General features: G+C 51.1%; 8 protein-coding genes. 3 read left to right on the top strand and 5 right to left on the bottom strand.

The features are described from left to right. A partial coding sequence (locus tag GA0061070_RS04705) for a transposase (RefSeq protein WP_244153040.1) occupies positions 1 to 262 on the top strand: 262 nt, incomplete at its 5' end. Between the two features lie 132 nt (positions 263 to 394). Here GA0061070_RS04705 and oqxB read toward each other — a convergent pair. Together oqxB and oqxA are read right to left on the bottom strand one after the other, a co-directional pair. Then, complete coding sequence (gene oqxB, locus GA0061070_RS04700; RefSeq protein WP_090134091.1) at positions 395 to 3547, bottom strand: multidrug efflux RND transporter permease subunit OqxB; 3153 nt, start codon at positions 3545 to 3547, stop codon at positions 395 to 397. Positions 3548 to 3570: 23 nt separating this feature from the next. Further along, a complete protein-coding gene (oqxA, locus tag GA0061070_RS04695; protein WP_090134089.1) occupies positions 3571 to 4746 on the bottom strand; it encodes a multidrug efflux RND transporter periplasmic adaptor subunit OqxA in 1176 nt (391 codons plus the stop codon). Positions 4747 to 5080: 334 nt separating this feature from the next. On the opposite strand from oqxA, the gene GA0061070_RS04690 reads away from it, so the two are divergent. Then, complete coding sequence (locus tag GA0061070_RS04690; protein WP_090134104.1) at positions 5081 to 5443, top strand: helix-turn-helix domain-containing protein; 363 nt, start codon at positions 5081 to 5083, stop codon at positions 5441 to 5443. Between the two features lie 96 nt (positions 5444 to 5539). On the opposite strand, the gene GA0061070_RS04685 is transcribed toward GA0061070_RS04690, so the two are convergent. From GA0061070_RS04685 to GA0061070_RS04675, 3 genes are all read right to left on the bottom strand, one after another. Further along, entirely contained in the window at positions 5540 to 6880 is a 1341-nt protein-coding gene (locus GA0061070_RS04685; RefSeq protein WP_244153039.1) for a glycoside hydrolase family 28 protein, read from the bottom strand. Between the two features lie 242 nt (positions 6881 to 7122). Continuing rightward, the gene (locus GA0061070_RS04680; protein ID WP_090134086.1) at positions 7123 to 7500 is read right to left on the bottom strand and encodes a hypothetical protein; all 378 of its coding nucleotides are present in this window, start codon (positions 7498 to 7500) and stop codon (positions 7123 to 7125) included. Between the two features lie 555 nt (positions 7501 to 8055). After that, the gene (locus GA0061070_RS04675) at positions 8056 to 8589 is read right to left on the bottom strand and encodes a chorismate mutase (RefSeq protein ID WP_139109728.1); all 534 of its coding nucleotides are present in this window, start codon (positions 8587 to 8589) and stop codon (positions 8056 to 8058) included. Positions 8590 to 9153: 564 nt separating this feature from the next. Here GA0061070_RS04675 and GA0061070_RS04670 point away from each other — a divergent pair. After that, positions 9154 to 9588, top strand: coding sequence for a RidA family protein (locus GA0061070_RS04670; protein ID WP_090134085.1), 435 nt, complete (start codon positions 9154 to 9156; stop codon positions 9586 to 9588).

Here is a 9588-nt window from a genome sequence, read left to right as displayed (position 1 = left end):
GAAATGGGGCAAAAAGGTGTATGCGCGGCGTAAGGAGACAGTGGAGCGGAGCTTCGCGGATGCGAAACAACATCACGGGCACCGGTATGCGCGGTTCCGTGGTCTGATGAAGGTACAGATGCAGTGCCTGCTTGCGGCGACGGCGCAGAATATGAAGAAGATGGCGCTGCTGGCGCTTTTTTATCTGTTTTTTATGGTGCAGGAAGGTCTGTCAGGGGGATGCCTTCGTCCTGTGAAGCCAGAGAAAGTGATGACAGGTTAAAGCGGGAAAATATCGCGATCGCGACCTGCGGTCGCTACAAAAGAAGAACCCCATGCAAAAACATGGGGTTCGTCAGCAGTCTGAAACCGCCTTCACTATGAAGGCGGTTTTTTGTTATCCGCAACAACTAACTTATGCGGGTAAAACGTCGCTTACCGGTTTGTCGCGCGTCACCAATTTACGCAGCGTAACGTAAAACACCGGCGTCAGGAACAGACCAAACAGTGTCACGCCCAGCATACCGGAGAATACCGTGATCCCGGTGACGCCACGCACTTCTGCACCCGCGCCGTGGCCGAGGATCAGCGGAACCGTCCCGGCAATAAAGGCGATGGAGGTCATCACAATTGGGCGTAAACGCAGGCGGCAAGCCTCCAGCGCCGCTTCCATGATACCTTTCCCCTGAATTTCCAGCTCGCGGGCAAACTCAACGATCAGAATCGCGTTTTTACAGGCCAGCCCCATCAGTACAACCAGACCAACCTGCACGAACACGTTGTTATCGCCACCGGTCAGCCAGACGCCAAACAGCGCAGACAGCATCGTCATCGGAACGATAAGGATCACCGCCAGCGGCAGCGTCCAGCTTTCATACAGCGCTGCCAGCACCAGGAAAGCCAGCAGAACCGCGACCGGGAAGACGATCAGCGCCGTATTGCCCTGAGTGGCCTGCTGGTAACTCAGATCCGTCCATTCAATATTCATCCCATTCGGCAATATCTGTTTAGACATCCCGTCCAGTTGCGCCATCGCCTGCGCAGAAGAGAGTATGCGAGGATCGGCATCGCCAATGAGATCCGCCGCCGGGTAACCATTGTAGCGAATCACCGGATCTGGCCCGTACGTGGTAGTGATCTTCACCATACTGCCAATCGGCACCATTTCACCCTGATTATTACGGGTGCGCAAATTAGCAATATTTTCCACGCTGTCGCGGAACGGTCCGTCGGCCTGCGCCATTACGCGCCAGGTACGTCCAAACTGGTTAAAATCGTTCACATAAGACGATCCCAGATAGGTTTGCAGCGTACCGAAAAGATCGGTCAGCGACACGCCCTGCGCTTTCGCCTTATCACGATCGACCTGTACATCCAACTGTGGAACGTTAGCCTGGTAGGTTGAGATAGGGAAATGCATCCCCGGCGTCTGCATAATCGCGCCGGACATTGTGTTCACCGCATTTTGCAGCGCGCCATAGCCAAGACCGGCACGATCCTGTATGTACAACGAATAGCCTGAACCCTGACCCAGCCCTAAAATCGGCGGTGGTAAAATGGAGAAACCAAAGCCCTCCTGGATTTGCGCGATCTTAGCGTTGATCTCAGCGTTAATTTGCGCCGCAGTATGTTTACGCTGGTCGAACGGTTTCAGGCCAAAAAAGACCGTCCCGGTATTCGGCGTATTGGTGAATTGCAGCGCATTAAGCCCAGGAAAAGCGACCGCATAATCCACGCCTTCGGTATTCATACCGATTTCGCTCATTTTGCGGATCACTGCATCGGTGCGTGCCAGTGAAGAACCTTCCGGCATTTTCACGCCGCCAATCAAATAGAGCTTATCCTGGGTCGGAATAAATCCGCCGGGTACGGCTTTAAACATGACGCCAGCGGCACAGAGCAGCAGCACATAAACAACAAACACCGCGCCACGTCGTCCGAGCGTTTTGCCTACCAGCCCCTGATAGCCGTCCGAGCTGCGATGGAAAAAGCGGTTAAACGGACGGAAAAGCCAACCGAACAGACGATCGATAAGTCTGGTAGGAAAATCTTTCGGCGCGCCGTGCGGCTTTAACAGCAAGGCAGCCAGAGCCGGAGAGAGCGTCAGCGAGTTGATGGCGGAGATCACCGTTGAAATCGCGATCGTCACCGCAAACTGTTTGTAGAACTGACCGGTTACTCCCGAGAGAAACGCCATCGGTACAAATACCGCGCACAGTACCAGTGCAATCGCAATAATCGGCCCGGACACTTCACGCATCGCTTGATGCGCCGCCGCAAGCGGAGACAGCCCCTCTTCGATATTTCGCTCAACGTTTTCCACCACCACGATGGCGTCGTCCACAACGATACCGATAGCCAGCACCAGCCCGAACAAACTGAGGGTATTAAGCGAAAAGCCAAGCAGGTAGAGAATGCTGAACGTTCCCACAACCGATACCGGCACCGCGATCAGCGGAATAATCGACGCGCGCCAGGTTTGCAGAAACAGGATCACCACCAGTACAACCAGCACTACCGCTTCCAGCAGCGTTTGCACGACCGCGCGAATGGAATCGCGAACAAAAACCGTCGGATCGTAAGGTGCCGCCCATTTCATATCTTCCGGGAAACGCTTTGACAGTTCGTCCATTTTAGCGCGCACCGCGTTAGACAAATCGATGGCGTTCGCCCCCGGCGACTGGAAGATACCGATCCCTACCGCGTCTTTATTGTTAAGCTGGGAGCGCAGCGCATAACTGCCGGAACCCATTTCTATACGCGCCACGTCGCGCAAGCGAACTAGCGAGCCGTCTTGTGCCGTTTTCAAAATAATATTGCCAAACTCCTCTTCCGTGTGCAGACGGCCCTGGGCGTTAATTGAGATCAGGAAATCGCTCTCTTTCGGCAGCGGCTCGGCGCCAAGCTGCCCGGCGGAAACCTGTACGTTTTGCTCCTGCATCGCCGTCACCACATCCGAGGCCGTCAGACCGCGCGCTGCCACTTTATTGGGATCCAGCCAGATGCGCATAGCGTATTCGCCTGAGCCAAAAATCTGAATTTGGCCAACGCCTGGCAGACGCGCCAGTTCATCCTTCACTTTTAGCGTGGCGTAGTTACGCATATACAGTGAGTCGTATTTACCGCCGGGCGAAAACAGATGCACCACCAACGTGAGTGTCGGCGACTGTTTCTGGGTGGTGATACCCAAACGCCGCACATCTTCCGGCAGACGCGCCTCGGCCTGCGATACCCGGTTTTGCACCTGAACCTGCGCCTGATCGGGATCGGTACCCGGGCGGAAAGTTACAGTGGTCACCAGTACACCGTCGGAGCCTGCGACAGATTTCATGTACATCATGTTCTCAACACCGTTGATCGCTTCTTCCAGCGGCGTCGCCACGGTCTCTGCAATCACTTTCGGGTTGGCCCCTGGGTACTCCGCTCGCACCTGTACACTTGGCGGCACGACGTCAGGATATTCGCTGATCGGCAACAGAGGGATAGCAATTAATCCTGTAGTAAAAATCAGAATCGACAGCACTGCGGCGAAAATCGGCCTGTCGATAAAAAAGCGGGAAAAGTCCATGTGTCGGATTCTCAGATAAGGGATCAGTTGAGGGCGGTGCTGGCGGTCATGGCAACAGTTTTCGCGTTAACCGGCATACCCGGCATAAACACTTTTTGTAAACCATCGACGATGACTCTATCGCCTGGGTTCAACCCTTGCTGCACAATGCGTAAACCGTCTGCCAGACGCCCCTGAGTAATATCGCGACGCTGCGCTTTACCATCTTTATCAACGATATAAACATATTTTCGATCCTGATCGGTCAGCACCGCTTTGTCGTCGATAAGCGTGGCTTTGAATTCAGCGCTGCCCGGTAGACGTACACGGGCAAACAGTCCCGGCGTGAACTGACGCTGCGTGTTATCCAACAGCGCGCGCATACGGATCGTACCGGTACTCGGCGTTAGCTGATTATCAAGAAAATCCACTTTGCCCTGATGGGGGTAGCCCTGCTCGCCAACAAGACCAATCTCAACCGGTAGCGCCAGGTGATTACTGGACGCCCCTTGCCCACTGCGGGCGAGATTTTGATAGTGGAGGTAGGTCGACTCATCCACGTCGAAGTAGACATAAACCGTCTTCTGCGAAACCAGCGTGGTGAGCACGCTGGCACTGTCACCAGCAGTGACCAGGTTACCGCTGGTGATCAACGCGCGGCTGGCGCGGCCATCGATAGGTGCGGTGACTTTGGTGAAATCCAGGTTAAGTTGCGCGGCGTCAACTGCCGCCTGCGCGGCGCGAATGTCGGCCTGTGCCTGGGCGGCGGCCGAACGGCGCTGCTCCCACTCTTCTCGGGATACCAGGTTGGTATTGATTAATTTATCGGTACGGTTAGCCTCACTTTGCGCCAGGCTGGCCTGCGTTTTGGCTCTCGCCAACGTCGCTTGCGCCTGTTCCAGCGCAGCGCGATAGGTTCTGTCATCAATGGTGAACAGCACCTCGCCCTTTTTCACCTCCTGGCCATCGGTGTAATTCACTTTATCAATATAGCCGGAGACGCGGGGGCGAAGCTGAACACTTTCCACCGCTTCAATCCGACCATTAAAGCTATCCCACTGACTAATGGATTTCACTACCACATTAGCAGCGCTGACGGAGGGAGCTTGTGGCGCGGCGTTTTGCGCGACACTGTTATCGCACCCGACGAGCAGTATGGAGAGGAATATTGCTCCCAGCGCATTCAAATGAAAATTAACCCAAGGTTTTTGCAGGCTCATTATTTTTATTCCACTAATTGTAGCCGCCGGGCAAGACGCAGCAGGAGATGCTGCGCCACTTCCTTTGTCCGGGCTGGCTTAAGGCCATTTGTGTCGTTCATCGCCACAAAACTGTAACAGTTCCGAATACACTATCGCGGCGATTGTAGGGAGGCGCTAAATTAAGTGCAAGAATAATTGTTGCACTTTATGTGCTATTTGAGTCAGAGGTAAATCACCCGTTCCGGACAGGGATTTAAATGCAACAATAAAACTTGCAATTAATGCAAAAGCGAGCCACCTTTAAATGCAACAGATCAAGATGCTTTTTAATAAGCCTGCGTGGGGAAACATGATGAACACTGGCGCCTTTATTCACGACTTACTCGACTGGATCGACAACAACCTTGAAAGCCGTCTGGACATTGACACTGTTTCCAGGCGCGCCGGTTATTCGAAATGGCACCTCCAGCGGATATTTAAAGAACATACCGGTTATCGTCTCGCCGAATATATTCGCGCGCAAAAGCTGCAAAAATCGGTCGAGCGCTTAGCCCACAGCGACGAGCCGATTTTGAACGTGGCAATGGCGTTGGGCTTTGACTCCCAGCAGTCCTTCAACCGCAGCTTCAAGCGTCAGTATGGCCAGGCACCGGGCGCGTGGCGCCGCAGTATCGGTTACCCTAAGCGTACGCATGTGCGCCAGCAATCAACATAGTGCGGAGTGGTTTTCTCCGTGATCCGTTCAGGATGAAATCGTCGGCCTGGCGTGTCCGGTTTGACGCGCCATTAAAATGGCCGCCTTCTCCGCTATTCATTTTACCGATGGCATATCCGTTACGGGAAAGGGGCTCCAGTTTTTTGCGCAATCAGCAGCAACAACCGATTGCTGTAGCGGTGCTTCTCCCGGCGGAACAGGCGAGACGCCGCCAGGGCCTATGCGGAGCTGCGCCGATTCGATTAACCAGCGAGCCGCATTGCTGAAATAGACGCCGTCCAGGACAAAATGCAAAGAATGAACGGCGTCATAACCGCGTAACACCAACTGGCCGGTTTCGCCGGAAATATGACTCAGGGAGATATCACGGTAAACAGGAATGTTGCTACCGCTCGCATGCACATCATATCGCGTATCAAAGTCGAGCGGCCGACGATTACCCCGCAGACAAACATTTTCGTAACGAATATCGCTGACAAGTCCACCCCGGCTGTTGTCACTTTTGATGCGCAGCCCTGAGGTCGTACCATCAAGCGTCAAATCACGCACACGAATATCGCTGATACCGCCCACCGTCTCACTACCAATGGACATTCCGTGTCCCCAATAAAAATGGTTGTCCACTAACAGCACATGACGCGTGGGCCCACCAGCGCCCGCTTTAATCGCAACATTGTCATCACCGGTTCTGATGAAGCTGTGAGCTATCAGGATATTCTGCGACGAAATAGGATCAATGCCATCGGTATTACGGGCATTTGCAGGCGTATCAATACGTACGCCCCAGAAAATTGCGCCCTGGACATTTTTCAGGGTGACATGGAATCCTGGGGAATTTCGCAGCGTAATACCGTGAAAAAGAATATGTGAACCATCGTCTATTTCAACCAAGCGAGGCACGTTCTGCGCCCTGCCTTCCGTCTGCGCGCGGCGAGCCAACTGCCACCATGATTCATTCTCTCCTTTCATCAGCTCACCGCCCTGCCCATCAATAATCCCCTCCCCGATAATGCCTCCACCGTCGGTGTTCCTAAAAAGGATAAAGGGCCGACAACCATTCCCCTTATGATCGAGGGTTCCACAACGCCCATTTTTGTCGTAAACACGTGGGTCAGGATTTGCTGCCAACATTGCCCCATGCGAAATCCAGAGTGTAACGCCAGATTTCATTGTCAAAGGCCCACTGAAGAAACGACCAGCAAGGAGTTGTAAAGCTTCACCCCGTGGGCAGTTATCAATAGCCGACTGAAGTCGTTGGGTATCGTCTCCTGATGAATAAACCTGGTGGGGAACCAGTCTTGCGCAGATATGGGTGGGCAGCGCAGGCTCAGGAAAATCAGGGCTATCCTGGGCCAACAGCGTCGCGCTGAACCCTGATACCAGGACGGCTAACATGCCAGAGATTATTACTTTCAAATTACAATGAAGAATAAACATAATGATCCTGATATCAGAATGGTTGAAATACTTTAGCGTCGTCGCGATAAAAAATGTGGCAAATACATATTCAGTTTAAGTAGCGTTTATGTTTGTTGAGAAAAAAAAGATATAATTTTCCGCCTCTTCATTTTTACAACAGTCAGTGAACATGACATAAATTAAATCGCGCTGGCTTTAGCAAACTGTACGGCTTTTCATTGTGCTTTCCTTTTTTCATATAAAAGGAGATCTGTTTGTGTTTATTCATCGTTTCCTGGTTTAGTAAAGACCCGACCTGATATCGCATCAAGGGCATTGACGGCATGTTTAACCTCTTCGAAATCATGATAAAACTGATTATTTAACGGCATATGTCGCAGGATCCCAAGACAATAATTCAGCGCGTTCATTGCATTGTGTATCGGGTAAAGGCAAAGCATAGCGTTACTGTCCAGATTAGCTCTGGTTAACAGGCGAATATCCTGTTCAATCCCGGCCTTGATAACATCCAGTTTAACGTGCAGCAAACGCAAGGTATCAGGCTCTTCAGGTTCCAGCATCAACACATTAATCAACCCAATGGCTTCTTTAAAGTTTTTAACGATAGAGTTAATAAAATTACGCGGTTCAGATTCCATGTTCACTCCGTAAATAGTCATTAATGCCTTCACTATCACCGGGTATCATTGATGTTTTTAGCCGGCGACATACAAAAGTAAACAGAATTGCAATATCTGTAAAAACACAGCCGGGAGTTACCTGCCGATGTTCTCATTTTTATTAGATATAATTTAACTCTATAAAAGTAAACTTTACTGCAATGACGTCTTTAAATATCGTTAACGGTATATTAATAAATGACTTCAGTGACATAAAAAGAAAATATCATATGAGTCTGAAGATGGTTGTTAACCAAAATATGACGAAGTCGTATCGATTCTTTTTGCATGTGAGAACACCGAGGCGCTGTAACGGGAATCAGATAAGGATGAATCCGTTAATTTTCAGCGCTTAAACTATCGGGTTTGATATCGCCGCCAGACGACCCTGTCGGATTGCATAACCGTGATAGAATATTTCTTCCGTACCGCTCAGGTATCCAAAGCGTTAATCGAATCGGCCTGAATTATCAGTGGCTCAAAAAGGCTTACCAGCACAGATGCTGACTCGCCTGGCAGCGCAGCAACTGCTACTTACCCGGCACGCTGAATAAAGCGCATGGTGTCCAGTAGATTGTCCTTCTCTGCTTCAGTCAGATTCGGGGATGCGGTTTTCTCAGCCAGCCAGGCCCGCTCTGAATAAGACAGTTCACCTGTGCGAAGCCGCTGGCTGATAGTCATGAGCAGATGCTTGTCCAGTTCATTGATACGCTGTCTGATTCCGTCAAGATCCCGGTGAGTGGCAGATAAATCTGGTTGTGTAAATCCGTCGGCCAGATAGCGATGCTGTATCGCTTTCCCCGCAGTCATCAACGCGCTGATGAATGGCTCCACTGACTGCGGTTCCAGCCCGGCCTCTTGTGCAGTATTCCGTGCCGCCGACAGCACTTTTTGTTCCCGCGCTAAATCCTCCACGGGTAAACGATACTTCGCCTTGTAGGCTGCAACATCTCTCATTATCTGCATTCGTTCGGTCAAGATTAACGAAAGGGCATTAAGACAAATGACAGCAGGTGCTCCCGCAAAAACGCTTCCGGACATGAGTAAAGTTGATGCGAAGTTCTTCATAACCAATCCTCAAAGAAAGGTGAGACATTTAATTTACCTGCGCAAATATAACCAGATGTTACTATTTAGTTTCTGGATGTAAGGGCTTTGTTATAAGCAAGGCCAGTTTTTCGTACCGCTTGTTACTTCGCAGAGCTTAGGGATCCAGCGCTGGCAGCTAACAAGCTCTCTTTTCGGATACACAATTGCGTAATTAACACTAGCTGAACAAAGGCGTCTGCGGGAATAAACAGCAAACCAGATGCCTGAACACTTCATTCACTTTTCATTAATTTAATTACGTTATTATTTCATCAAAGCGGCTTTAGGTAAGGAAATGTAACACGCTGATATCCATGTAGATTCATCAGAAGTCTGCAAGCCTGTACGAGATTGCGATTGAAATGTGGGGAGAACGTTACCGGGCCTTTCGCGCTGGGACGATTCACCGTTTTATGATCACAAAGCGGCGCGGGTCTGGAGGGGTGTTCGCATTTTCTAAACTAACGCCTCGGATTATTCTGTTTTGTTTGTTGTGCCTGAAAATGTATACCTTGCCGGGAATCCATTTCCAGGCAGGCAGACATGAGCACACATACTCGCATTCGCAAATTCAACACGAAAGACACTTACCCAAATCAGTCACTTGATAACGATCTTTGCCAGGCCGTGCGCGCAGGCAATACCGTGTACGTTCGCGGTCAGATTGGGACTGATTTCGAAGGCAACCTGGTGGGGCTTGGCGATCCGGCGGCGCAGGCCGAGCAAGCGATGAAGAACGTTAAACAACTGCTGGAAGAAGCGGGCAGCGATCTGTCCCACATCGTTAAGACAACCACTTATATCATCGACCCCCGCTACCGCGAGCCGGTTTATCAAGTGGTTGGCAAATGGTTGAAAGGGGTATTTCCGATCTCAACCGGGCTGGTCATTTCTGCGCTTGGTCAGCCGCAATGGCTGATGGAAATTGATGTTATCGCAGTTATCCCGGACGAATGGTCGCCGCAATCAGGAGCATAA

It is taken from the genome of Kosakonia oryziphila (assembly GCF_900094795.1).
GTDB lineage: Bacteria > Pseudomonadota > Gammaproteobacteria > Enterobacterales > Enterobacteriaceae > Kosakonia > Kosakonia oryziphila.
The sequence above is the reverse complement of the archived record's forward strand: the minus strand, read 5'-3'. Positions and strand labels throughout refer to the sequence as shown.